This is a genomic window from Paracoccus sp. IB05 (assembly GCF_016405985.1).
Classification (GTDB): domain Bacteria; phylum Pseudomonadota; class Alphaproteobacteria; order Rhodobacterales; family Rhodobacteraceae; genus Pseudogemmobacter.
The window spans coordinates 1-22,804 of the sequence record NZ_JAEFCF010000056.1 but is presented as its reverse complement, the minus strand read 5'-3'; the positions used below and the strand labels follow the sequence as shown (position 1 = coordinate 22,804).

23 protein-coding genes, 1 tRNA gene and 2 pseudogenes are annotated in these 22,804 nt (G+C 61.6%); 20 read left to right on the top strand and 6 right to left on the bottom strand.

The window, feature by feature from the left end:
• Positions 1–75 precede the first annotated feature (75 nt).
• Positions 76–555 (bottom strand): hypothetical protein, encoded by a 480-nt coding sequence (locus tag JC607_RS23475; RefSeq protein ID WP_198839158.1) that lies wholly within the window; start codon positions 553–555, stop codon positions 76–78.
• Positions 556–744: 189 nt separating this feature from the next.
• Between JC607_RS23475 and JC607_RS23470 the strand changes: the two genes are divergently transcribed.
• The 5 genes from JC607_RS23470 to JC607_RS23450 all read left to right on the top strand — a co-directional run bounded on the left by JC607_RS23470 (position 745) and on the right by JC607_RS23450 (position 2,771).
• Positions 745–1,089: a hypothetical protein gene (locus tag JC607_RS23470; protein WP_198839157.1), complete on the top strand. Its 345-nt coding sequence runs from the start codon at positions 745–747 to the stop codon at positions 1,087–1,089.
• A gap of 704 nt (positions 1,090–1,793) precedes the next feature.
• Positions 1,794–1,976 (top strand): hypothetical protein, encoded by a 183-nt coding sequence (locus tag JC607_RS23465; RefSeq protein WP_198839156.1) that lies wholly within the window; start codon positions 1,794–1,796, stop codon positions 1,974–1,976.
• Between the two features lie 44 nt (positions 1,977–2,020).
• Positions 2,021–2,245, top strand: a complete 225-nt coding sequence (locus JC607_RS23460; protein ID WP_370584932.1) for a helix-turn-helix domain-containing protein — start codon at positions 2,021–2,023, stop codon at positions 2,243–2,245.
• A complete protein-coding gene (locus tag JC607_RS23455; protein ID WP_198839154.1) occupies positions 2,242–2,511 on the top strand; it encodes a hypothetical protein in 270 nt (89 codons plus the stop codon). The genes JC607_RS23460 and JC607_RS23455 overlap by 4 nt, the downstream gene beginning before the upstream one ends.
• On the top strand, positions 2,508–2,771 hold the full coding sequence (locus JC607_RS23450; protein WP_198839153.1) for a helix-turn-helix domain-containing protein: 264 nt from the start codon (positions 2,508–2,510) through the stop codon (positions 2,769–2,771). Before JC607_RS23455 ends, JC607_RS23450 begins: the two co-directional genes overlap by 4 nt.
• Positions 2,772–2,955: 184 nt before the next feature.
• Here JC607_RS23450 and JC607_RS23445 read toward each other — a convergent pair.
• Positions 2,956–3,051, bottom strand: a tRNA-Sec gene (locus tag JC607_RS23445).
• Positions 3,052–3,380: 329 nt separating this feature from the next.
• Here JC607_RS23445 and JC607_RS23440 point away from each other — a divergent pair.
• The 9 genes from JC607_RS23440 (at position 3,381) to JC607_RS23400 (ending at position 12,366) form a co-directional block, all read left to right on the top strand.
• Positions 3,381–4,790, top strand: a complete 1,410-nt coding sequence (locus JC607_RS23440; RefSeq protein WP_198839152.1) for a GGDEF domain-containing protein — start codon at positions 3,381–3,383, stop codon at positions 4,788–4,790.
• Positions 4,791–5,053: 263 nt separating this feature from the next.
• Positions 5,054–5,671, top strand: a complete 618-nt coding sequence (locus JC607_RS23435; RefSeq protein WP_198839151.1) for a DUF6778 family protein — start codon at positions 5,054–5,056, stop codon at positions 5,669–5,671.
• Positions 5,672–5,882: 211 nt separating this feature from the next.
• Positions 5,883–6,548: a helix-turn-helix domain-containing protein gene (locus tag JC607_RS23430; RefSeq protein ID WP_198839150.1), complete on the top strand. Its 666-nt coding sequence runs from the start codon at positions 5,883–5,885 to the stop codon at positions 6,546–6,548.
• Positions 6,549–6,582: 34 nt separating this feature from the next.
• Positions 6,583–7,653, top strand: coding sequence for an extracellular solute-binding protein (locus JC607_RS23425; RefSeq protein WP_198839149.1), 1,071 nt, complete (start codon positions 6,583–6,585; stop codon positions 7,651–7,653).
• Between the two features lie 143 nt (positions 7,654–7,796).
• Positions 7,797–8,660 (top strand): ABC transporter permease, encoded by an 864-nt coding sequence (locus tag JC607_RS23420; RefSeq protein WP_198839148.1) that lies wholly within the window; start codon positions 7,797–7,799, stop codon positions 8,658–8,660.
• Positions 8,657–9,451 carry an ABC transporter permease gene (locus JC607_RS23415; protein ID WP_198839147.1) on the top strand — a complete coding sequence of 265 codons (795 nt, stop codon included), beginning with the start codon at positions 8,657–8,659 and terminating at the stop codon, positions 9,449–9,451. The genes JC607_RS23420 and JC607_RS23415 overlap by 4 nt, the downstream gene beginning before the upstream one ends.
• Complete coding sequence (locus JC607_RS23410) at positions 9,448–10,566, top strand: ABC transporter ATP-binding protein (RefSeq protein ID WP_198839146.1); 1,119 nt, start codon at positions 9,448–9,450, stop codon at positions 10,564–10,566. The genes JC607_RS23415 and JC607_RS23410 overlap by 4 nt, the downstream gene beginning before the upstream one ends.
• Before the next feature lie 27 nt (positions 10,567–10,593).
• On the top strand, positions 10,594–11,982 hold the full coding sequence (locus JC607_RS23405) for an FAD-binding oxidoreductase (protein WP_233093114.1): 1,389 nt from the start codon (positions 10,594–10,596) through the stop codon (positions 11,980–11,982).
• 30 nt (positions 11,983–12,012) lie between these two features.
• On the top strand, positions 12,013–12,366 hold the full coding sequence (locus tag JC607_RS23400) for a cupin domain-containing protein (protein ID WP_198839144.1): 354 nt from the start codon (positions 12,013–12,015) through the stop codon (positions 12,364–12,366).
• Between the two features lie 94 nt (positions 12,367–12,460).
• On the opposite strand, the gene JC607_RS23395 is transcribed toward JC607_RS23400, so the two are convergent.
• Entirely contained in the window at positions 12,461–14,692 is a 2,232-nt protein-coding gene (locus JC607_RS23395; protein ID WP_198839143.1) for a glycosyltransferase 61 family protein, read from the bottom strand.
• Positions 14,693–14,716: 24 nt separating this feature from the next.
• On the bottom strand, positions 14,717–15,406 hold the full coding sequence (locus JC607_RS23390) for an FkbM family methyltransferase (RefSeq protein WP_198839142.1): 690 nt from the start codon (positions 15,404–15,406) through the stop codon (positions 14,717–14,719).
• 385 nt (positions 15,407–15,791) lie between these two features.
• Between JC607_RS23390 and JC607_RS23385 the strand changes: the two genes are divergently transcribed.
• The 3 genes from JC607_RS23385 (at position 15,792) to JC607_RS23375 (ending at position 19,379) form a co-directional block, all read left to right on the top strand.
• Positions 15,792–17,669, top strand: coding sequence for a glycosyltransferase family 2 protein (locus tag JC607_RS23385; protein WP_233093113.1), 1,878 nt, complete (start codon positions 15,792–15,794; stop codon positions 17,667–17,669).
• A gap of 163 nt (positions 17,670–17,832) precedes the next feature.
• On the top strand, positions 17,833–18,663 hold the full coding sequence (locus tag JC607_RS23380) for a hypothetical protein (protein WP_198839141.1): 831 nt from the start codon (positions 17,833–17,835) through the stop codon (positions 18,661–18,663).
• Positions 18,663–19,379, top strand: coding sequence for an FkbM family methyltransferase (locus JC607_RS23375; RefSeq protein ID WP_198839140.1), 717 nt, complete (start codon positions 18,663–18,665; stop codon positions 19,377–19,379). Before JC607_RS23380 ends, JC607_RS23375 begins: the two co-directional genes overlap by 1 nt.
• Positions 19,380–19,462: 83 nt before the next feature.
• On the opposite strand, the pseudogene JC607_RS25650 reads toward JC607_RS23375, so the two are convergent.
• Both JC607_RS25650 and JC607_RS23370 read right to left on the bottom strand, forming a co-directional pair.
• Positions 19,463–19,711: pseudogene (locus JC607_RS25650) on the bottom strand (integrase core domain-containing protein); the annotation flags it as partial.
• A 274-nt stretch (positions 19,712–19,985) separates the two neighbouring features.
• Complete coding sequence (locus JC607_RS23370) at positions 19,986–20,879, bottom strand: DMT family transporter (RefSeq protein WP_198839139.1); 894 nt, start codon at positions 20,877–20,879, stop codon at positions 19,986–19,988.
• A gap of 132 nt (positions 20,880–21,011) precedes the next feature.
• Between JC607_RS23370 and JC607_RS25645 the strand changes: the two are divergent.
• The 3 genes and pseudogenes from JC607_RS25645 to JC607_RS23360 form a co-directional block, all read left to right on the top strand.
• Positions 21,012–21,161 (top strand): annotated as a pseudogene (locus JC607_RS25645) (Ada metal-binding domain-containing protein); the annotation flags it as partial.
• A 121-nt stretch (positions 21,162–21,282) separates the two neighbouring features.
• Positions 21,283–21,966: a helix-turn-helix domain-containing protein gene (locus JC607_RS23365; protein ID WP_233093112.1), complete on the top strand. Its 684-nt coding sequence runs from the start codon at positions 21,283–21,285 to the stop codon at positions 21,964–21,966.
• A complete protein-coding gene (locus JC607_RS23360; RefSeq protein ID WP_198839138.1) occupies positions 21,899–22,681 on the top strand; it encodes a hypothetical protein in 783 nt (260 codons plus the stop codon). Before JC607_RS23365 ends, JC607_RS23360 begins: the two co-directional genes overlap by 68 nt.
• The last annotated feature ends 123 nt before the right edge of the window (positions 22,682–22,804 follow it).

Here is a 22,804-nt window from a genome sequence, read left to right as displayed (position 1 = left end):
AGAGGGCCGCCTAACATGAGCACCTGACCGGAACAGAACCGGGACAGGTCCAGTTATGCGGGACGGAGCGGCCAGTCAGTCCTTTGCAGTGCCCGCGCCGATAGCCCACCTTACCGAGATGCCAATAATCGCCCCCAGAAGCGAAAAAAAGACAAGGGGCGTGGCTCGTGCCAGCACATAGCCGACCGAAATGACACTGTTCGCCTCTTCGAATTGAGAGCCTAAATCTGGACCTCGATCTTGTCCTGTTCCACCGTAAATGAATGTGAAAACACACAAATACAGAATATAGATCACGGCGGCGATGGTCGCCCCCCAGCGGGCAGCAGCCACAAAGCTGACAGGTTTGCGCATAATACGGGTTAGAATAGGCGCTCCGATCAGCCAGCAGAGCACGAACGAGACCGGCAACCCTATTACAGCCGCATAGACCCAAACCAGCGGGTTGAAGGTGGTGAATGCAAGGGGCACAGCCACGACAACCCACCCCAAAAACGCCGCAAGATTAACAGCTTGGTTGCGCTCGCTCCGGGTGTAGGCTGGACTGTCTGACATACTTCCCACCACGCTTTATTCCTAGCAGGATAACAGGGGCTTCACCGTCCGCAATGGGCTCTGTACGTCGAGACTGACAGCCGCCCCGGCCCCACTGCGCTGGACCTCTGATCGGCGATGCGGGACAAAACTGCCGGTTGCCTATAGCCTCTGGACCTGTGCCAGCACCCCGATGAAAGGATTCGCACGGTGGTAGACAGTGCCCTTTTTCGTTTCCTGACTACGGCTGAGAAAAAACTGGGAATGTATTTCGGGTCGAACAGCATCCTTGATGTCAAGAGGACCTTGGGTGGATGGCAAGCACACCGCTACTTCTTCCCTGATGATGATAGTTTTGCAGATCGGTTCTTTAGCGCAGGCAACGATAAAAGGAGCTTCCACCATTTCGTTGCAACCAAGTATGGCGAGATGCGTAGCATCGGTTGGGCTGCAATCATTCACGAGCAATGTGAAACGAACGATGACGAGTATCCGCTGTTCATGGCTCTGGTCCGTGAATTTTCTCAAGTCGCGCCTTCTCCGAATGGCAGCTAAGGGCTCAAAGCAACTTCCATCATCGGTGAGAGTTATCCCCGGAATTGGGGAAAACCCTGCCAGCTAAACGAGATTTTGCGCTCCCCGAATCTGGGGACCGCAAGCCAGACCGGAGATCCCCGGTTTGGGGGTATCCAAGTTTGGATATACCCCCAGACGCCTGATCTGTCGTCTGGCCTAAGCCCAAAATCTGGCTCTGAGTCCGTCCTGCACCGCAGGGAGAAGGCAGTATCGGAAAATCCGACAGTGGTCTCATTGCCGAGATTTCCGGCATTGCTCCCCCGTCCTGGGGAGCGATCACTGTCCAGCGTGGATGGGCGGATGGCCTGAGATTTCAGGGTGTGTCAGCGGTCCTAGAAAGCCAGGAGCGTCCACAATGGACATGCCAAGCCGCTACCCCGAAGGGCAGGCTTGCTTTTCGGCGAAGTAAGTGAAATGCTGTTCAGTGGGTGTGGAAACCCTGACCAGCGATAGCCGCATCACCTTTGGCGAGGTGCCTTTCCTTTGGCGAGGAAAGGGCGGCAAACTTGACGGGTGCCTTGGCGGGCGATCCGAACTCGACCATTATAGGCCGGGAGCGGATGCTATGTCCAGAGGGAAACCTTAAAGGCGTCCGACCTGTCTCGCTGGCAGGTTTCCACCCCCCGGCCGCCGGTCTGTCACCGGCAAGGGCTGTGGAAAGCCCGAACCAGCGAGTAAAAACCATGACCAAGCACGATATGGGGCAGTTCCATCTGCCGCCCGTTCGCCGTGACCAGTTGCACGACGACATTGCCCTTGCGCTGGACGCGATCACCGCGCCGCAGCCGGGTGCCCGCGAGATCGCCGAGGCCGCCAGCTATCTGCGCCACGCCCTGCGCCTGATCAAAACGGGGGTGTCGGCATGATAACCGAGGGTGACAAAGCATCGCTCCGCATGGAGCGGGCGACTGTGCGCGAGATCGCCCGCCAGGTGGCAAAAGAGGCCGGAGTGAAGCCTGCGGTGATCTTCGGACCCGGCCGCAAGCAGAAGGATTTCAGCCTGCGCGCCCTGGTCTGCTACATCGCCCGCCGCCACGGCATGAGCTATCCCAGGATCGGCATGGCTCTTGGCCGGGATCACAGCACCATCCGAAGCGCGGTTATCAATGAACAGCGCAGGAGGGGGGGAGCATGAAGCGGCGCGACATTCTTTCGCTCGCGCCTGCCGTGGTGCTGGGCTGCACAATCCCGGCTGGCGCTTGCACTCTGACCCAGATCCTCGACGCTCTCGATGAACTGACCCGCGCCCGCGATCTGGTCCAGCTTCTGGAAATGACCACCCGCTACAATCCAAACGACGACAGGAAGGCGCTGGCATCAGGGTGTGAGGCCGCGCTGATCCGGCTCAATGCCGGGATCGACATGCTTCACGGCGCCGAAAAAGCGGAGGCCAAGCCATGACCTATTCCGATAAGGTCCGGGCCGAGGTCGCTGCCCGCTATGGTATCCCGGTGCGCTGCCCTGTCCAGATCATCCCGCCCGGGGTGGTCGCGGAGATCTATGACCCGTGGGCGCCTGCCGCATCTGTGCGGCGAGGTCGACAGCTCACGGCGAAAGAGCGCCAGAAGATGGCTGAGCTGCGCAGTGGCGGGGCGACCTTCCGGCAAATCGGGCGGTATCTCAACCGCAGCTCCAGCCACGTCTACAGCGTTTTGGGGTGACTCGCCCCCCCCCTGCCCCACCCCCGGCTTCGGTCGGGGGCGGCTCAAGAAGAGGCGGCAAATCGTGCCGATATGTTCCGTAGAGGTCTTGCTCGTTCCATGTTCAATTGTGGGTCAAAATGTGGGACTAAACAAAAATCATAAAATTATTCTCTATCCAATTCATATACTTATGAAGAAAAATTGGCGGAGGGGAGTGGGAGTCGAACCCACCCGGGACAGTCTCGCTGCCCCAACCGGTTTTGAAGACCGACCGCCCCACCGGAGACGATTCCCTTCCCTCGCGGATCAAAACTAGTGACACGGCCCCGACGGCGCAAGCGCAGAGCCGCCAGGCGGGAGCCGCCTTTGGCTCCCGCCTGGCGCCTGATCTGATCCGCGTTAACACTTTTTTTTCGAAAGCATGTGCAGATTGTCCGGGTATCGGCCCGGGCCGTTCTTCTGTGACGCGGATCACTCTGGTGGTGCAGAGATGTTCCCCTCCTGACAACAGGAAGTGGCCAGGATGCGACAGGATATGTGCGAAAAGCAGAGGTCGGAAGCTGGGGGAGGCAAAAGCCGGCCGGCAGACAGACAGAGGGATGTAAGGGGTTACGGATGAACGCAGATATGGAACTCCGGATAGCGGCGGTACCTGAAGCCTGGCGGGCAGCCGGGGTGCTGTTTGCCGCAATCTTCCTGGCAACCCTTTTCGGGATCTACAGTCGGCCGGTAGGATTTCTGGCCAGTATCTGGCCCGCCAATGCGATCATGCTTGGGCTGATGCTGCGCAATCCGATCATGGCGCAGGCGCCCGGCTGGCTGGCGGGCTTCGCCGGGTTCATGATCGGCGATCTGCTGACCGGATCGGGTCTCGAAAAGGCCCTGATCCTCAATATCGCCAATATCATCAGTATCTCGACCGCCTATGCCATCCTGACCCGCCTGCCGGCCGAGATCAGCGAGTTGCGACAGCCGGTTTCAATGCTGTGGATCGTGCTGGCCTCGCTTGCAGGCGGATTTGCCTCAGGCCTGCTGGGAGGGGTCGCCGGCACAAAATACTGGGGCGGCGATGCGCTCAGCGGGATTGTCTACTGGACGGCGGGTGAGTTCGTCACCTTCATCGCCTTTCTCCCTGTGATCCTCTCGGCTCCTCCCCTGGCGCAGATCAGGAAATTCTGGTATCGGCTTGATCTCGTGGACAGAAGCGACCTGGTTCCCGCCATGATGGTCGTGCTGACCTTCATCGCTTCCCTGTTGATCGGAGGCCCCGGTGCGGTGGCCTTCCCGGTCCTCGCGCTCCTCTGGTGCGGGCTGACCTGGTCTGTCTTTGCAACCGCTGTGCTGACGCTGGTCTTCGGGGTCATGGCACTTGGGGTGATCGCCAGTGGGCTGGTTCCCTATCTCGACGGCCTCCCCGATAAGGCCGCGCTGTCTTCGTTCCGCCTCGGCGCCTCGGCGATTGCGCTTGTGCCGATCACCCTCGCCATCGTGATGCGCAGCCGCAATGAACTGACCGAGCGGCTGCGCTATCTGGCCAGTCATGACGCGCTGACCGGCGTGACCAATCGGGCGGCCTTCCACGAACAGGCCTCAAGACGACTTGCCACAGCGGATCGCAGCACCGCGATGATGATGATAGATCTCGATCATTTCAAATCCGTCAATGACACCTGGGGCCATGCCGCCGGAGACGAGGTCCTGCGCGAGACCGCGCGGCGGGTTGTCCGGATGCTGCGCCCAGGTGATCTGTTTGCGCGCGTGGGTGGCGAGGAATTCGTGGTGATGATCAACGGCGTCACGCCAGAACAGGCGCAATCAGTGGCAGAGCGCCTGCTGACTGTCATCTCCGAACAACCGGTGCGGGTTGGTGACGCACCGATCCTGATTGCAGTCACCACGAGCATCGGTCTGGCCGTCGCACGGCCGGGCGGCGCAACCTCTCCGGACGCGCTGATGCAGCAGGCGGATCATGCGCTCTATCAGGCTAAACATGCGGGGCGTAACCGGGTGATCATGGCCGGGGTGGCCGGAAAGTAGCACCTCCGCTACCCGCATAAGGGCGTTTTCCTTGCCGGCGCGCCACCCTTTATCCAGGTTCTCACATTGTCGCAAGCTGAGCGGGGTTGACCGGTGCCGTGACGCCAGAAGGGCAAGAACATGTCACGAATCCGCCCCTATCATCACGCAGATTGATGGCAATATGGATCCCGCCCGGGCTCAGGTTTCGACCGAGGCCGCCACTATGGCAGTTGCAGAGTGTACAAAAAAGGGCATCGCCCCTCTTCTGGAGCAGAACAGTTATGATCGGAAAAACCCTCCTCGGCCTGGGCCTCGCCCTTGCTCTGACCGCCTGCGGCGGGGGCGGCGGCGGCTTCGAGACAAATTACAGCCAGGTTGATCAGTCTGTCGCCCGCAACTGGCGTGTTTCAAAGATCGATGTGGTCGTGCCCGACACGCTGACCGTCTCGGAAAAGAATTCCTATATGCCGAATGCCGATATCGTCTGGCATGGCGACCCGACCGGCGACCGGCATGCCCAGGTGGCCGCAATCTTCCGCGATGCCATCGCGAAAGGGACCACCGGCCTGCGCGGCAAACAGCCTGTCACCCTGCGCGTCGTGGTCACCCAGTTCCATGCCCTGACACCGAAAGCACGAGGCATGGGCGGCAATGTCGGGGTGCATGACATCCGTTTTGACGCCCGCATCCATGACGGACGGACGGGCGCGCCGCTGACCGGGAGCTTCCCGATCAAAGCCGATATTGCCGCTCTGGTTGGTCAGGACGCCGCCGATGCAGATGCCCGTGGCTTTACCCAGAAGGTCGAGATCACCGAACATCTCGAGGCGGTGTTCCGCAACTGGCTGGGCGGGTATGGCGAAGACCCCCGGAACAGCTTCAGCCGTCTGGGGCGCTGATCGACCCTCCCCCTGCAAACGCCGCCTGTTCCTGCGACAGGTGGCGTTTTTCATTGCAGCCATCACGTCAGGCGCGTCGGTTTGATGAGTACGTTTTCACCGCGCGTTCAGAATCATTGCCCATAAATAAAGTATCACTTAACACTTGTGCAGTGGGGAATCTCGGACCGCTATCCCACGCCCCAGCCCGGGCATTTGGGCGGAGATTCTGGTGTCACAGCTCAGCGATACAATCACGGCGGAAACCTCAGACCAGCAGCGGCTGCTCGCAGAGCGGCTGCGCCGGTTGCGCAAGGCCAGCGGCCTCTCGCTACGCCAGCTCGCCGATGCAACGGGGACTTCGGCCAGTTTTCTCAGCCAGCTGGAGCGCGGATTGACCGGTGCCAGCACCTCAACGCTGATCCGCATCGCCAATGCTTTCGGCTGTTCGATCGCCGAGCTTTTCGCCTTTACCGACGGCGCGCAAAACCCGGTCTTGCGCCGCAAGGACCGCCCCACCCTGCCCGAGATGAGCGGGCATCGGAAGATGCTGCTCTCACGCCGGCCCCTGACCCAGTTCGAGGCCTATGTCTCCGAATTCGAGCCGGGCGGCTCGACCGGCGACGAGGCCTATAGCCACGGCGATTCACATGAAATGATCCTCGTCCTGGCCGGCAAGGTGCAGATTGACCTTGGCCCGCAGAGCTACCAGCTCGACGAGGGCGACAGCATCGAATTCCAGAGCTCGGTCCCGCACCGGGTCGCAAATACCGGCAAGGGGCCGGCCTCGGTCCTCTTCGTGACCTCACCGCCCACCTCGACCACCGGCTATCTCGACACTTTCCGCGCCGGGCTCAGCGAAAGATCCGGCGAAGACCGGACCCACGTAAAAAACTGAAGAAACAAAACCTTACACTCAGGGAGCAACCGCAATGAAGCTGAAGAACCTCACCGGCCTGTCGCTGATCCTCGGCCTTGGCCTTTCCCTTCAGGCGCAGGCCGATACCCCCGTCGCAGGCGAAACCGCCGAGGGTTCGCTTGCCGGCAAGACGCTGACCTTCGTGTCATATGGTGGCAGTTTCCAGGATGGCCAGATCGCGGCCCTTGAACAGTTCGTGGCGCAATCCGGGGTCACGCTCCTGTCGGACGGCCCCACCGAAAACGCCAAGATCCAGGCCCAGGTCGAATCCGGCAATGTGATGTGGGATGTGGTCGATACCGGCGACTACACCCCCTTTGTCCATTGTGGCACCCTGTTCCAGAAGCTCGATTTCTCGAAGCTCGACATTTCGAAAGTGCCGGAAGGCCAGGTCGGAGAATGTTCAGTTCCGGCGATGAACTATGCGGTCATGTTCCTCTATAACAAGGAAAAATGGCCCGAGAATGGCCCGGCCTCCTGGGCCGATTTCTTTGACACCGAGAAATTCCCCGGCACCCGCGGCATTCCCGGCTATTCCGATCCCGAAGGCTATATGATCGAGCTCGCGCTTTTGAATGACGGCGTGGCAAAGGCTGATCTCTTCCCGGCAGATATTGACCGTGGCCTGAACAAATGGCGGTCGATGCGCGACAGTCTGGTTTTGTGGACCACCGGCGCGGAAAGCGCGCAGATGATGGAATCGGGCGAGGTTGATATGGTCATGGTCTGGTCCGGCCGGGGCAAGGCCGCGCTGGAAAATGGCGCGAATTATCAGCCGGTCTGGCAGGACTGGGTTGTCGTGAAGGATCAGATCACCATCCCGGTCGGCGTCAGGGATGTCGACGCCGCCCATGCGCTGATCAATGCCTATCTCGGCGCCGACGCCCAAAGCAAAATGGCCGAAGACACCTCATATTCGCCGATCAATATCGATTCGAAGCCGCAGGTCGATGAGCTGACCGCTTCTTTCATGACCAATACGCCCGAAAAACAGGCGATGGCCTATAACCAGAACGTGCAATACTGGGTCGATAACTATGATGTTCTCAGCGAGAAATGGGCTGAATTCATCGCAGGCAACTAAGCCTCACCGAACCCCGCGCGCCTGAGCCTGCGCGGTCATGCTGCGGCGATCTCTGCCAGGGTCGCCGCAGCTCCCTTCCGGCCCCCGCGCGCTGACGCGGCAGCCGCCCCCCCGAGACATCACGGCAGCCCGTCGGAGGATCCATGTCAGAGCCAGAAACCAGCTTCCTCTCGCCCCGAAAGTTCCTGTCGCACCCTGCTCTGCTGACACTGCCTGCGCTGGCGATCCTGATCCTCGTTATGGCGGTGCCGCTTGGCACCGTGATCAGCCGCAGCTTTACCGAAGGCGATGCGTTTCTCGACAATTACTACTGGTTTTTCAACACGCCGGTGAACATGACCGTGCTGATCCGGACCTTCCGCATCGCCGCCGTGGTGACGCTGGTCTGCGCAATCGTGGCCTATCCCTACGCCTATGCGATGTCGGTCGTGGGGCCGCGCCTGCGGCTCTTTCTGATCATGTGCGTGCTGGTGCCGTTCTGGGTTTCGGGCGTGGTGCGCACGCTGGCCTGGGTGATCCTTCTGCAAGACAGTGGTGTCATCAACAAGACGCTGCTTGCGCTTGGGTTTGACAAGGTCAAGCTGATCCGCACCCAGCTGGGCGTGACCATCGGCATGACCCAGATCCTGCTGCCCTTCATGATCATGCCGCTCTATGCTGTGATGCGCGGCATCGACCTGCGGCTGATCCAGGCGGCGAAAAGCCTGGGCGCCCATCCGGTCAAGACCTTCTTCCAGGTCTATCTGCCGCTGTCGCTGCCCGGTGTTTTCGCCGGCGCCACCATCGTCTTCATCCTCGCGCTTGGCTTCTACATCACGCCGATGCTGCTTGGCGGCACGCAAAGTTCGATGCTCTCGACCCTGGTGCAGCAACAGGTGCTGTCACTGCTGAACTGGGGCCGGGGCGGCGCGATGGGGGTTGTGCTTCTGATCGCAACCTTCGGCTTCCTCGCCCTCGCCGCCCCCTTTATGCGGCAGAAATACAAGATGAGCGGAGGCAGCCGGTGAAACGCTTCAATCCTGGCAGGCTGATCCTCGGGCTGACGGTGGCGCTGATTGCGCTCTGGCTGCTCGCGCCCACCATTGTCGTGGTGCCGATGTCTTTCGCCGATAAGAAATCGCTGGCCTTCCCGCCAAGTGGGTTCTCGCTGAAATGGTACGAGAATTTCTTCACCAACCCGCAATGGTTCAACAGTTTCACCACCTCGCTGAAGGTTGCGGTGATGGTGTCGGTTGTGGCGACCGTGATCGGCACCATGGCCGCCATCGGGATCGAGCGGATGAAATCCCGCACCGCCGGCCTGATCCGGATGCTGCTGATCACGCCGATGGTGGTGCCGGGCGTCGTTCTGGCCGTGGGCGTTTACGCGGTCTATCTGACCCAGGGCCTTGTCGGGACCTGGACCGGCTATGTGCTGGCGCATACGCTGCTGGCCATCCCCTTCGTGGTGATCGCGGTCGGCGCGAATCTCGCCGTCTTTGACCAGCGGCTGGAAACCGCCGCCGCGAGCCTTGGCGCCAACCGGCTGACCACATTTTTCACCGTGACCCTGCCGCTGATCCGGCCCGGCATCCTGTCCGGCGCGCTTTTCGCCTTTGTCACCTCGTTTGACGAGGTGATCGTGTCGCTGTTCATCACCAGCCCGCAGCTGAAAACGCTGCCGGTGCAGATCTTCTCGTCGATGACCCGCGACGCCGATCCGACCGTCGCCGCTGTCGGCTCGCTGATCTTCCTGACCACCACGCTCGTCATCGGACTGGGCCTTATCTTCGGAACCCGTAAAGGGCGCAAATCATGACCAATGCACCAACCGGCAGCCGCAAGGGCGCGGCCATCGACATCCAGGCCTGTTCGAAATTCTACGGCAATTTCACCGCGCTGGATGATGTTTCGCTTCGGGTCGAGCCGGGCGAGTTCATGTCCTTCCTCGGGCCATCCGGATCGGGCAAGACGACGACGCTGAACCTGATCGCGGGTTTTACTGACCTGTCGAAAGGCGAGATCCGGCTTGGCGAGCGCCCGATCAGCAATGTCCCCGCCCATAAGCGCAATATCGGGGTGGTGTTCCAGCATTACGCGCTGTTCCCGCATATGACGGTGGCAAAGAACGTGGCCTATCCTTTGCGTCAGCGCGGCGTGGCAAAGGCCGAGCGTGACCGCCTGGTTGAAGGCGCGCTGGCCAAGGTGCATCTTGAGAAATTCGCGCATCGCTACCCGTCCGAGCTTTCCGGCGGCCAGCAGCAGCGTGTCGCGCTGGCCCGCGCGATGGTCTTTGACCCTTCGGTCCTTCTGATGGATGAACCCCTTGGTGCGCTTGACAAAAAGCTGCGCGAGGTCTTGCAACTGGAGATCCGCCGCATCCATCGCGAGCTCGGATCGACCTTCGTTTATGTGACCCATGACCAGGAAGAAGCGCTGGTACTGTCCGACCGGATCGCGGTCTTCAACAAGGGCCGGATCGAGCAGGTCGGCACCGGGCATCAGCTTTACTCGAACCCGCAGACGCTGTTTGTCGGCCAGTTCATCGGCGAAAGCTCGATCCTGCGCGGCAGCCACCGGGTGAATGGCGCGGAAACCGCGCTGGATATCGGCGGCACCCCCATTTCGGCCCCCGGCACCCCGAAATCCGATGGCGCGCAGGTCATTCTTCTGCGCCCCGAAGATGTCGCCGTCCAGGCCCCCGGCACGGGCGCGGCCAATGGGCGCGGCAATGTGATCCAGGGCACGGTGCGCGAGGCGATCTATCTGGGATCTGCGATGAAATATGAAGTTCTCCTCGCGGACGGCACGCCCATCGTGGCGCGCACCGCCACGCAAGGCGAGGCTTTCGGGATCGGCGCCGGCATCGAGCTGGCCTGGAAGCCGGAAGATGGCAGGCTTCTGACCGATGACGGCTCGATAGGCGGACATTAGGTCCTGGGCCACTAACAGGTGATGAACATGCAAGCGAAGAAAAACGGTGGCGTCTCATTCTGGTATGAGAATATCGGCGGCACGCCCGGCTACCGCGCGCCGCTGCCCGGCAATATCGAGGTCGATATCTGCATTGTCGGCGCGGGCTATACCGGGCTCTGGACCGCCTATTACCTGACCGAGATCGAACCGACACTGCGGATCGCGATTGTCGAAAAGGAATTCGCGGGCTTTGGCGGTTCTGGGCGCAATGGCGGCTGGTGTTCGGGCGAATTCAGCTGGAGCCGCAACAAATACCTCTCGACCGGCACCCGCGAAGGCGTGATCGACTTCGAGCGTCAGCTGCGCGGCACGGTGGCCGAGGTGGAGCGGGTGACGCAAAAGGAAGGCATCGATTGCGACTTCCTGATGACCGACTGCCTGACCTTTGCTCAGACCCCGGCGCAATGGGGGCGGCTGCAGGAAGATTACGCGACCGCGATGTCGTGGCAGGTGCCCGCGACAAGGCTCGAGCTGATCGACGGCGCCGAGGCCGCTTCGCGCATCCGGGTGCCGAATGCGAAAGGCGCGCTGGTGCGCCATAATGTGGCGCGGGTGCAGCCTGCGAAACTGGTGCGCGGACTGGCCGAAGTGGTCGAGCGGCGCGGCGTCAAAATCTATGAGCAAACTGCCGTCACCAGCATCGAAAAGGGCCGCGTGGTCACCAGTCGTGGCACGGTGAAGGCGAAACGCGTGGTTCGCGCGACCGAGGGTTTCACCCATGGAATCAAGGGGCAGGAACGCGAATGGCTGCCGCTGAATTCGGCGCAGATCGTGACCCAGCCCCTGCCCGACGCGCTTTGGGATGAGATCGGCTGGGAGAAGTTCCAGCTGCTGGCGGATGCCAGCCACGCCTATTGCTATTCGCAGCGCACCGCCGACAACCGCATCGCCATGGGCGGGCGCGGTGTGCCCTACCGGTTCGGGTCAAAAACCGATGTGAACGGCCAGACCCAGCCCGCGACCGTCGAGGCGCTGATCGAGATCCTTTACCGGATGCTGCCGCAGACCAAGGGTCTTTCGATCGACCACGCCTGGTGTGGTGTGCTGGGTGTGCCGCGTGACTGGTGCACCACCGCCGGCATGGACGCGAATACCGGCATGGCCTGGGCCGGGGGTTATGTGGGCCTCGGCGTCTCGACCTCGAATTTCTCGGGCCAGACGCTCGCGGACCTGGTCCTTGACCGCGAGACCGAGCGCACCAGCCTGCCCTGGGTCAACCGCCGTCCAAAAAAATGGGAGATCGAGCCCTTCCGCTGGCTCGGTGTCCACGGAATGTACTGGCTGTATCACCTGGCCGACCGCCAGGAAGCCCGCTCGGGCGGGACCAAAAGCTCGCCCCTCGCCAAATTCGCCAATAAACTGACCGGTCGCTGAAACGCGCCGCCGCGCCTGCAGGAGACAGCCATGATCGACCTTTCCGTTTTCACAGCCCTTTCAGGGATCGACCTCGGCCAGCTGAAAGACAAGCCGACCACCCTGAACCCGGGCCAGCAAGAGGCCGCGCATGCGCTCTGGACCTCGCCCGATGGGGTGCTGGAGATCGGGCTTTGGGAATGCACGCCGGGCCAGTTCACCGCTGACCGCTCAGCTGCCGCCGAATTCTGCTACTTTCTCGAGGGCAAGATCGTCATGACCCATCTCGATGGCACGAAAAAGACGCTCGGGCCGGGGGATGCGATCATGCTGCCGAAAGGCTGGAAAGGCACCTGGGAGATCCAGGAACATACCCGCAAGATCTTTGTCTTTTTCGAAGGCTGACAGGACAAAGCGACCCAATCCCTGACCGGAAAGAAAAAGGGGGGGCGATCACTCGCCCCCCCTTTTCACGGCCTGGAGGGGCCACGAAATGAGATCAGTCTTCTTCATCCCCGTGTTTTTCACCGCGCATCAGCGGACGGAATGAATCGCCGCGCCGGCCCTGGAAAGGCTCCAGCATGGCGCGGACTTCGCCCTCGCCGGGCAGTTCGGGGCGAAAATCGGCGGGGAGATAGTTCAGCGCCTTCAGCCGGTCGAACAAGGCCGCGAAATCCACCTCGCCGACCGAACGGAAATCAGCACGCGCCGCCTCTCCCGCGACCCAGTCATTCACGATCACATTGATCACATCCGGCGTCACATCGGCGAAATTGCGGAATTGCAGGTCATAATCGGCGGTATTGGCCGAAGACCGGCGCAGGATCATCGCGACGCGCCCGGCCTTTGGCATGACATAGGCCGCCAGATGCAGCGCCGATCCGTCCAGCGCGACAATCACACCCGCCGCCTTATAGCGCGCGATCTGCACCTCAAGCGGATGGCGTTCGGGGTGGAAAATCTCATAGCCCGCGCGGGCCAGGTTCTCCTCGATCACCCTTTCCCCCAGAATGCCGCCCTTGATCGCCGGCAGCCGCGCCCGCGAGACATAGAGCATTTCGCCCCCCTCTGCCGGCGCCGCAGCACTCAGGCGGCTTTGCATGAAATCCCGGTAAGCGGGCGAGCCGGCATAGCGTTCAAGCCAGCCGAACCCAAGCTCGGGAACGATCAGCCGCTCCACCCGCTGCACTTCGCCAAAGGTGCGCACGGGCAGGTCGATGCCAAGAAGCCGGAAGAACGGTGCCTGGCCCCTGATCGCCTTTTCAATCGCCGCCACATCGCCGCGATAGGGCAGATAGAGGATGCTTTCGGGCTGTTCCCCCAGATGGTCGAGCGCCCAGAGTCTTGCGGTTGATTCGACGAGGAAATGGCCGAAATGGCCACGGAAATGGCCGCCGTAAAGATGGGTGCCGGGCAGATCCCGGATCTCATCGCGATCCGAGAGCACCGGCGCCGGCGTCGATTTGCGCGCCCTGATCCAGGCTTCTGAAAGCTCGCACCAGCTGCCATCGGCATGCAGAACCCCGGAGGCCAGCGGCGTATCATGATCGCGCTCGGGCAGGATCAGCGCGTTCGAGAGCGTCCGGATCTCGCCGGTAAAGGGTGGGCGCAGATCGGGATGCGAGACGTTCAGGCTCGTGTCGCTGCCGTCTTGCCAGGCCTGGAGCCTGCGCGCAGCCGCCTTTTTTTCGCGGCGGACCCGGCGTTCGTCGCGACTTTCGGTCGGCTCCCCCCGGGCCATGCGCTCAAGCTTCCAGGCCAGTTTGCGCAGCTCACGCCGCTCGGGATAGATCGCGAACAGCCGCCGGGCGGCGCGGGCGGTCAGCGCGGAGTGGCCAAGCGCCTCGCCCTTGCGCAAAAGCGCATTTTGCCAGACCTCGATCTCGCGCCGCTGCCGCAGATGACGGTTCACGGCGGCGCGGTCCATCACCCCCAGCACCAGCCCGGTGATCAGCTCGTTGAGCATCTCGGACTGGCGGAATTCGCGCAGCATGCGGTGGCCTGCGAAATTGAAATGCACCCGTTCGATATTGTCGCCCTTAAGCCGGTTGGCATGCAGCCGGTCGGTGCGGTTGAACGGGTCATAGATCAGCCAGATCCGCGCCGCCGGCGCAAGCGACTCTGCCGCATCGCGCAAAGGCAGATCCTGCCAGTCGCAGGCGCGGGTCGGGCCGGGATAGCGCTCTTCAAAGGGAACAAGGTCTGGGGCGAGGGTCGATTGTGGCGAAAAGGCCACCACCTCGACGCCGGGCACCAGCACCGACAACGCCAGCGCGGCATAGGCGCCCATCGAGGTTCCGATAAACACAACCCTTCGGAAACGCTGGAAAAACCCTGCCTCTTGCAGCGCCGAGAGCATCTTTTGCGCATCGGCATTGCGATACCAGTCGCGCTCGGCCGCCAGAAGGCCGAGGATCGGGACATTGATCTTCAGCGCGCGGCCCAGCAGCCAGGGCTGATGCGGATCATGCGTATGGATCGAGGTCGCATTGTCGAAGGTGACCAGCAGTATATCGGAATGGCCACCTGGCGCGGCTTCGTTATACCAGGCGTCAACCAGACCGCCTTGCAGAAAAAAACTGCCGCCTGCCATCGCCGCCGCAACCGAAGGCGACGGCTCCGGGCGCGGTAAAAAGGCCGGGCGGGCGCGCTTTTTCGCGGGTTTGCGCTTTGCAGCCGCCCCGGCCGGACCGCCCTCCTCCAGCTCGTCCAGATCGCCCTCGCCTGTCATGTCCCGCTCAGCAGTCATCAGCATTCAGCCCCGGCGCCAGACATGGACGCGCGACGCACTGTTTTCCTCGTCGAAGCTCAGCCCGGCGGTGCGGAACAGCTGGTGACATTCCTGCATGCCTTCGCGGCCATAGACATCCTTATGCATCTCGAGAACGATGGTGTTCACCGCTGAAAGATCTGCATGGCGCAGGAAATCCAGCTCGCCCCCCTCGATATCCATCATGATCGTGTCATGGGGGTATTCTTTGGTCAGATCACTGTAGCGCAGCACCGGCACCTCGACGGCGCGGGTCTTTTTGCCCGGCAGTTCCGCCAGCGACGAGCCGAGGAAATTCCCCGCCACGTTGAAAGTGACTGTCCCGGGCGCATCGGGCGCGCTGAAGACCACAGAATGGCGCACCGAGATCAGATCCTGCAATCCGTTATGCTCGTAAAGACGATTGATATGGGGCAGAAGGCCCGGATTGGCCTCGATGGACAGGATCGAGACCGGCGCGCAGTTCTTCGCCAGAACCGCGCCGACAACCCCTGCCCCTGCCCCCATCTCGAGGATCCGGGCACCTTTCGGGATCACCGCGAGACCACATTCGATTTCCTGGCGCTCATAGCGGTGATTGTTCATCGCCTCGATCATACGCGGCCCAAGGATGGGCGCGTCGGGCACTTCGACACCATGACAGGTTGCGACGATGGTAAGGGTTGCCTCGGTCATTCTTTCACTGCCCGTGTTTTTGCTACTGCACTTTGCCCGATCATGTCCGCAAGACTATGGCGGCAGTTGGGCGCAATCCATACGAAACCTGGCGATTGTTCTGCAATCCGGTAAAGTCCGTTCGTAAGACCGGTCGAAATTTCTCAGCTTTCCCGCCTTATCGCTGCCCGGAATGTCAGGCTAAACAGAGACCGACTGCAGGAGAAGAAGAATGGGTGAGGCGAAAACCGGGGCCGGTCAGAAAGCGAAAGCCGCCGGGGCTTTGGCAGGAAAGCCCTCTGCGAAGCCCTCTGCGAAGGCCTCTGCCGGGCCAGCCGCGGCAAAGGCGGGAAAGGACAAAGCCCCAGCGGGCAAAGGTCAGCCGAATAATGCTCATGGGGCGCAGATGCGGAAGGCCAAAGCCACCCGCGACCCTGACCCGGACGTGCGTCCGGGCCTGCCCCGGGGCGCCTCGGAAATATTCGCGACCACCCCCTTCGCACTGAAGCGCCATGCCAGCCCGCATGGCCAGGTCACCGCCGTCTCGATGATGAAGGATGAAGGGCCCTATGTGATCGAATGGGTGGCGCATCACCTTGCCGTCGGCTTCTCGGATCTGGTCGTCTATACCAATGACTGTTCCGACGGCACCGATGACATGCTGATCCGGCTCGAAGAACTCGGCCTTGCCCATCACCGCAGGAATGACATTCCCGAAGGCATCCGCCCGCAGCCTTCTGCGCTGAACTATGCGCAGGAGGAGCCGGTTGTGGGCCTCTCCGACTGGGTGATGGTGTTTGACGCCGATGAGTTTCTCTCGATCCGCTATGGCGATGGCACGCTGGATGATCTGATCGCCGCCGCCAAAGCCCAGGACGCCAACGGGATCGTGGTGACCTGGCGCATCTTCGGCTCGGGCGGCGTGGTTGACTGGTCGACCGCCCCGGTCTCGGAACAATATCTGCTGGCCGCGCCGCAGGACTGGAACAAGGGTTGGGGGGTCAAGACGCTTTTCAAATTCGACCCGGAAAACTGGAAGCTTGGCATCCACCGCCCCAAGATGAAGACCAAAGCCATCAAGGCCGGTTTCGCCGATGAGGTGAAATGGCTGAACGGCTCGGGCCGCGAGATGGAGGATTACTTCAAGTTTCGCGGCTGGCGGTCGATCACGAGGACGGTCGGTTATGACTGGGTGCAGCTCAATCATTATGCAGTGAAATCGGTCGATTCTTACGCGATCCGCAAGCTGCGCGGTAATGTGAACAATAAGAAAGACAAGTATAATTCCGATTACTGGTCACTCCAGGACCGCAATGAGGTCAGGGATGACACCATGCTGCGCTATACCGCGCGGCGTGATGAGATCATCCTTGAATTGCTGAAAGACCCGGTGCTGGCGCGGCTGCACAAAGCGGCGCTGGCGCGTGTCGATCAGCGGCTGAGCGAGATCCGTGGCACCGAAGCCTATACCGCTCTGGTCGCCGATCTGGCGCGTGCGAGCCAGGTGCCGATTCAGGAAATCGTCGCCAAACCGCCCCAGGCGCGCGACCCGGAAAAGATCGCAGCCCTGATGAGCGATATCGAAAAGACGCGCAACGAAGCCGCCCGCGAAAAGCGCAGATCCGCGCCGCGCGAGGCGGTAGAGGCGCTGCCATCGGGCAGCTATCTCAGCCAGCCGCGCGCCAATCCGGGTTATGCGGGGGAATGGGTGGCAAACCATGGCGTGGTGCTGCCGCTTGATCCTGGCGTCTTTTCGACCCCCGGCCTCGCGCTGATTGCAAAGGGGAAATTCGATCGCGGGCTTGCCAGGCGCCTGCCGCAGATCCTTGCCAAAGACGCGCGGGTGACCGAGATCGGCGCAGGCGCAGGCTTTCTCGCCGCGCATCTCGCCGCCCTGCGCCCCGATCTGCATCTGAGCGTGAGCGAGGGTGAGCCGGAGTTGCGCCGCGTGCTGGATCTGGTATGGGCGCGAAACGGGCGCCGCCCGGGGGAGCGGCTGTTTCTGCTGGAAGACGGCCCTCTGCCTGAGATGATCGCCAGGACTGCGCCAGAGGCGCTTTTGCTCGCCGATCCGCGTATCTCGCCCGAGGGCCTGGCCGATATTCTCACCCGGGTCAGCCCGGCCCAGATCCTCCTCTATGGCCGCCTGATCGAGGCCGGCCGCGACCGGCTTCAGGATTATGCCAGGGTGATGGAGGCCGGCTATATTGCCGCCCCCGGCTTTGATGCCGGGCTGACAGTGTTCCGCATCGCGAGACACCCGGCCAGCGGCGCGCCATCCTAGCGCAGGAAGAAAAATCACCTTCCCGCCACCATTGCGCCACAGGAAAACCCTCGCCGCGTGATGAGGATCGGGAATAATCCAGCCGGGATCCGAGCAGGACTCTGTTGGGGGATGCGGCAATACTGTATCCTGAATTGAAACAATAACGGTTGAGGTTCCGCCCTTGTCGACCCCAGTACGCCGCCCCCCGGTTCGCCGCCCGGTCGCCTCTCTCTGGATTGGCCCGCGCCTGCATTACCTGAACCAGCTCTGTCTTCTGAGCCATATGCGCCACGGCCATCCGACCACGCTTTATTGCACCGAAGAAGTCTCGAATGTCCCTGAAGGGATCGAGGTCCGCCCCGCGACCGAGATCATGGATATCGACATGGGCATCGTGGCCCAGACCTCGGAAAGCTTTCTCTCGAACGTGTTCCGCTACAAGATGATCCAGAAAACCGACGCGGTCTGGATCGACTGCGACGCCTATTGCCATAAGCCCTTCCCCGACGAGATGCAGAATATCTATGCCGGCCACGGCTTTCGCGGCGCGCTGAATTGCGGCGTGGTTTATATTCCGAAAGATGGCGAGCTGATCCATCAGCTGCTGGATTACTATGACAACCTGCCCGAGGCGCCGGCCTGGTTCAACAAACAGCAGAAAAAGCGCATCGAAAAGCAGGACCACGCGCTGCCCCAGGCCGTGCGGATCTATAATGCCGAACGCACCGCCTTTGGCCCCCAGGCCTTTACATATTTCGCCCAGCAGACCGGCGATTATGAGAAGGCGCTCAGCCCTGATGTGCTCTACCCGGTGCCCTTCCAGCTGAATGACGTGTTTTACGACCCCTATGGCCGGGTCGAGGGCCATTTCACCGATCAGACGCTCTCGGTGCATCTCTATACCAATGGCACCAGGCCCTGGTGGCGCAAGAACGTGCCGCTGGCGAATTCCTATGCCGCGCGGATGTGCGAAGAGATCGGCGTCGATCCGGCAAAGGCGCTGGAGGAGTAATGGCCGCGCGCAGGAAAGCCGCGCCGCCTGAGGCAGAGCCTGTCACTGACGCGAGCGCGCCGAAGTCAAAGACCGAACAGCGGGCGGAGATGATGATCCGCCGCCAGAAGCGCAATATGCGCAAGGCCTGGGCCGAGGGCTATCTGACGGGCATCTGCGCCATGCTGCGACCGGGGGATCTGGCGGTGGATTGCGGCGCCAATATGGGCGTGGTGACGGCGCAGCTTGCCGCCACCGGCGCCGATGTGATCGCCTTTGAACCCGACCCGGAGTGCTTTGCGGCATTGCAGCAAAAATTCGGTGCTACCGCGAATGTGACGCTGATCAATGCGGCCGTCGGCATCAGCTCCGGCACCGTCCGCCTGATGCGCGCCGGGAATTTCGACGCCAATCCGGTGGGGGCCTCGGTGAAAAACACCATCCTCGATGGCGGGCGCGGCATTGATGAAGGAAATTCTGTCGAGGTCGAGCTGATCGATTTCCCCGCCTTCCTGCGCGAAAAGGGACAGATCGGCTTCCTCAAGCTCGATATCGAGGGCGCGGAGCTGGAGATCCTTGAGACCATGGAGCGCGACGGGCTTTTCGCCCGGGTCAAAAGCCTCGTGGCCGAGACACATGAGCGCAAATTCCCCGAGCTGCGCCAGAGATTTCGTGACCTGCGCCGGCGCGTGGCAGAAACATATCCGCCGACCCATGTTAATCTCGACTGGATCTGAGCGGCACTGTGGCTAAGCCGGTCCCGCGCGGGCAATCCTGCCCATTTTAACCGGACGCAGAAGCAGATTTCAGGCAGTCCTCTTCAGTTGTCCCGAGCGGGTCTGATGCCGCGGATACACATATTGGGGCGCGCATTGTTGCAAGTCCGGAGCCGGTCGGTTGCGATCAGCTGCGCCTCCTTGCTGGTTTCAAAGATGCAGCGATCCAGCCATTCATGGCGGACCGTCCTGTTGCAACGCTCGGCCTAAGCGTTTTGCTGTGGTTTTCCGGGCTGGATGTGGTTCAGGGCCATGCCCTGCATCGCCGCCCGGATCATCAGTGCGGAGCTGATTCAGTCCGGGTGATTGCAAGATCCCGGGCTGGTCCATCCTCTTCTGTTCCCCGTTCCGAAGTGTGGCTCGACCGCCCATGGCCATCTTTGCCTGGCCGAACTCGGCCACGCCCTGGTCCGGCTGCAGCGCGATCAGCCCGTAAATCCTGCCGTTGGCGCGGTTGATCAAGACATAAGCGTGCCGGTCAGCAGCATGTGATACATCAGCGTCTCACGCAGCGCGAAGCTGGTGGTCCAGCCACACAGGACGAAGCGGATGGCCGGAACGGCAAATTTACGACATTATCTTGCTGACCAGCCTGCCGTCGATAGCCAGAAGACCCACGCCGATCAGAGCCATCCCGACATAATGACGCGCGGCCAGAGCTTCGCCAAGAAACAGCGCGCCAAGGACGATGGCGCTGACCGGGATGAGCAAGGTGACAAGCGCCGTGTTGACGGCGCCTGCGGAAGCCAGCAGCCGGAAGAAAACCACATAGGCCAGCGCCGTCGAGGCTACGGCCAGCGCAACGACAGAAGCGATGGCTGCAAAGCTCGGAAGCACCAGCGTCCACGGACGGTCGATCAGAGACGCCAGCGGAATCATCATGATGGTGGTCGCCAAAAGCTGGCCGAGCGCGACCTGTGCCGAAGAAAACCCCATCGACCTGAAGCGACGACCGTAAGTTCCGGCAAAGCCATATGACAGAGCGGCCCCAAGGCAGGCCAGCATTCCGCCAATGGCAAAACCCTGCCCGTCCAGCAGATTGCCACCCAGAAGAACCACGACGCCGAAAAAGCCAAAACCGATACCGAGCGCCTTGTTCCGCGTCATACGCTCATCCGCCAGAAGGAAATGCGCGATGATGATGGCAAAGATCGGCGTGGTCGCGTTCAGGATTGACGCCAGACCACTCGGGATCATGGTCTGCGCCCAGAACAACAGGCTGAAAGGCAAAAGGTTGTTGAGAAGGCCCATAATCAGAAAGGCGGGAATAGCTTTCCCCCTGAATGGCCAACGTTCGCCCAAAACACACAGGACGAACGCCAGCGCCAATGCGGCAAGGCCGGTTCGGGCCAGAACGACTGTCAGAGGTGGCAATTCCCGCACCGCAACGGCAGCAAAAAAGAACGCGCCCCCCCAAAGAACGGAGAGCAGGAGCAGCAATGCCCAATCCTGATATGTCATCCGCATCGTCAGCACCCGCTCTTGATAGATTTTACTTACTTATCTCACATTTCCGCCTGGCGTCTGGCAATTTTCGGACCTCATAATCCGGCCTGTCTCGTCAGCTCGGCCAGCCTCTGACAGTGTTGGTGAATGCCCGAATTCGACACCTGCAACGAGGCACGTCTGTGGCGCGACCCTGCCTTTGATGGGCTGTTCTTTACGGCAGTCAGGACGACCGGCATCTATTGCCGCCCGGTCTGCACGGTAAAGCACCCGCTGACAAAGAATATCTCTTACTTTCCGACCGCTGCGGCAGCAGAACGTGCTGGCTATCGCCCCTGTCTGCGGTGCCGCCCGGAAACCGCCCCCTTTTTGTCCGGCCTGGAAAGGCACCAAGACCACGGCGGAGCGGGCCTTACAGATGATCGAGGACGGGATGCTGGATCAGATAGGTGTCGAAACACTGGCCGAGCGGCTTGGCATCGGCAGTCGCCACCTTTCGCGCCTTTTCATGCGGCATATCGGGGCCTCCCCCGTCGAGACAGCCCAGACACTCCGGACAGCCCGGGCCAGGCGGCTGATAGACCAGACCGACCTGACTATGGCAGAGATTGCCGCCCGCTTCGTGCCGGACCTGCAAAGGGCCGATCCGAATTTCCGTGCGATCCGCGTTGACACCTGCCTTGACCTGATCGGGGAGTATGATGCGGATTTTGGCACCCTCCTGCACTCCTCCGAGCGATTTGCTGCGGGGTGCGGTCTTGATGCTCCGCATATCATGGGGACGCCAGAGGCGGGCCGCACCTTCTACCTGTATGGCAAGGGCGGCGGAACTCTTCGGGTCTATGAGAAAGGCCTCGAACAGCGCGGCAAGGGCAATGAGTCCGCGCCGCTAGACTGGCTGCGGGTCGAATTTCAGTATGCGGGGATTGACGCGGCGAAAAAGCTTTCGATCGCCCGTCTGACACCCGCCGAGCTTGTCCGTCACAAGGACTTTTCGCGCAAGTGGCTTGAGATGGCCGGGGCGGAACTGGGCCTTGTCGAGCGGGGGGGAGAAGGCTGCGCGCTTCGTTGCAGATTATCGGCCCAGGATCAAAACGCTTGATGACACGATGCAGCACGGTGCTCGTCAGTATGGCAAGACTTTCGCGCTGGCCGCTGTGCTCGACATCATCAAGCGCGATTTAAGCGGGGATCGGATCGCCGCTGCGGAGGCCGGGGCACTCGGGGCGGATCGGATCGCGGAGCGGGCTGCCACCATGTTCCGGGAAAAGATCCTGGCCCGGGGTTCGGTTGACAAGGTTCTAGAGGAAACCCGGTTCGATGTCGCGGAACTGCCCGAGGCATGGGCAAGCACGACTGCCAGTCGGTTGCAGGCCGAACTTGCTCGCGACCTTGAACGCGATGTGCGCGCCCGCCGCCAGCTTGAGGCCGCTGTCCGCCCAGTGACGCCGGAGTTTGTCAATCGGATCGAGCTGGATGTTTCGATCCGGCAGGCCGACGCCGCCTTGGATGCGGTCTGCGCGGCCATGGCAGGAGACGAGACCCCTCTTGCCGCTCCCCACCGCATCCGGGGCCGCATGGTGTCTGATAAGGCAGCCGTGGCTAAGTGGGACCTCCATGCGCAACAGCGCGGCGAAAAGCTCTTCCGGGCGCTGTCTGACCTAGGCGTTCCTGCGTCTGCCCTTCCGGGCGCAATCGAAATCCGCCCGGCATGGCTGCCCGGCGGTCTGTCGGTCGGCGATGCCGTGACGGATCATCGCCTTGAGCCATTGCTGCATCCCTGCCTGCCGACCCTCGTTCAGCGGCTCACCGCCTGATCTCTCTCCTCCCATCCTGAAAGGAAACCAAACATGTCATACATTCTCATCCTGTCCGATCTTTCGCACGGCTTTGTTGCGCTATTCTGATTGAGGCCGCATGTGTCCCTTTCCCGCTAGCTT

Excerpts from the sequence above, each read along its gene's own strand:
- JC607_RS23375 (WP_198839140.1), top strand. The coding sequence starts at position 18,663 with ATGGCCGCGCGCAGGAAAGCCGCGCCGCCTGAGGCAGAGCCTGTCACT.
- JC607_RS23425 (WP_198839149.1), top strand. The coding sequence starts at position 6,583 with ATGAAGCTGAAGAACCTCACCGGCCTGTCGCTGATCCTCGGCCTTGGC.
- JC607_RS23440 (WP_198839152.1), top strand. The coding sequence starts at position 3,381 with ATGGAACTCCGGATAGCGGCGGTACCTGAAGCCTGGCGGGCAGCCGGG.
- JC607_RS23385 (WP_233093113.1), top strand. The coding sequence starts at position 15,792 with ATGCGGAAGGCCAAAGCCACCCGCGACCCTGACCCGGACGTGCGTCCG.
- JC607_RS23435 (WP_198839151.1), top strand. The coding sequence starts at position 5,054 with ATGATCGGAAAAACCCTCCTCGGCCTGGGCCTCGCCCTTGCTCTGACC.
- JC607_RS23400 (WP_198839144.1), top strand. The coding sequence starts at position 12,013 with ATGATCGACCTTTCCGTTTTCACAGCCCTTTCAGGGATCGACCTCGGC.
- JC607_RS23450 (WP_198839153.1), top strand. The coding sequence starts at position 2,508 with ATGACCTATTCCGATAAGGTCCGGGCCGAGGTCGCTGCCCGCTATGGT.
- JC607_RS23365 (WP_233093112.1), top strand. The coding sequence starts at position 21,283 with ATGATCGAGGACGGGATGCTGGATCAGATAGGTGTCGAAACACTGGCC.
- JC607_RS23455 (WP_198839154.1), top strand. The coding sequence starts at position 2,242 with ATGAAGCGGCGCGACATTCTTTCGCTCGCGCCTGCCGTGGTGCTGGGC.
- JC607_RS23395 (WP_198839143.1), bottom strand. The coding sequence starts at position 14,692 with ATGACAGGCGAGGGCGATCTGGACGAGCTGGAGGAGGGCGGTCCGGCC.
- JC607_RS23405 (WP_233093114.1), top strand. The coding sequence starts at position 10,594 with ATGCAAGCGAAGAAAAACGGTGGCGTCTCATTCTGGTATGAGAATATC.
- JC607_RS23390 (WP_198839142.1), bottom strand. The coding sequence starts at position 15,406 with ATGACCGAGGCAACCCTTACCATCGTCGCAACCTGTCATGGTGTCGAA.
- JC607_RS23370 (WP_198839139.1), bottom strand. The coding sequence starts at position 20,879 with ATGACATATCAGGATTGGGCATTGCTGCTCCTGCTCTCCGTTCTTTGG.
- JC607_RS23420 (WP_198839148.1), top strand. The coding sequence starts at position 7,797 with ATGTCAGAGCCAGAAACCAGCTTCCTCTCGCCCCGAAAGTTCCTGTCG.
- JC607_RS23475 (WP_198839158.1), bottom strand. The coding sequence starts at position 555 with ATGTCAGACAGTCCAGCCTACACCCGGAGCGAGCGCAACCAAGCTGTT.
- JC607_RS23410 (WP_198839146.1), top strand. The coding sequence starts at position 9,448 with ATGACCAATGCACCAACCGGCAGCCGCAAGGGCGCGGCCATCGACATC.
- JC607_RS23465 (WP_198839156.1), top strand. The coding sequence starts at position 1,794 with ATGACCAAGCACGATATGGGGCAGTTCCATCTGCCGCCCGTTCGCCGT.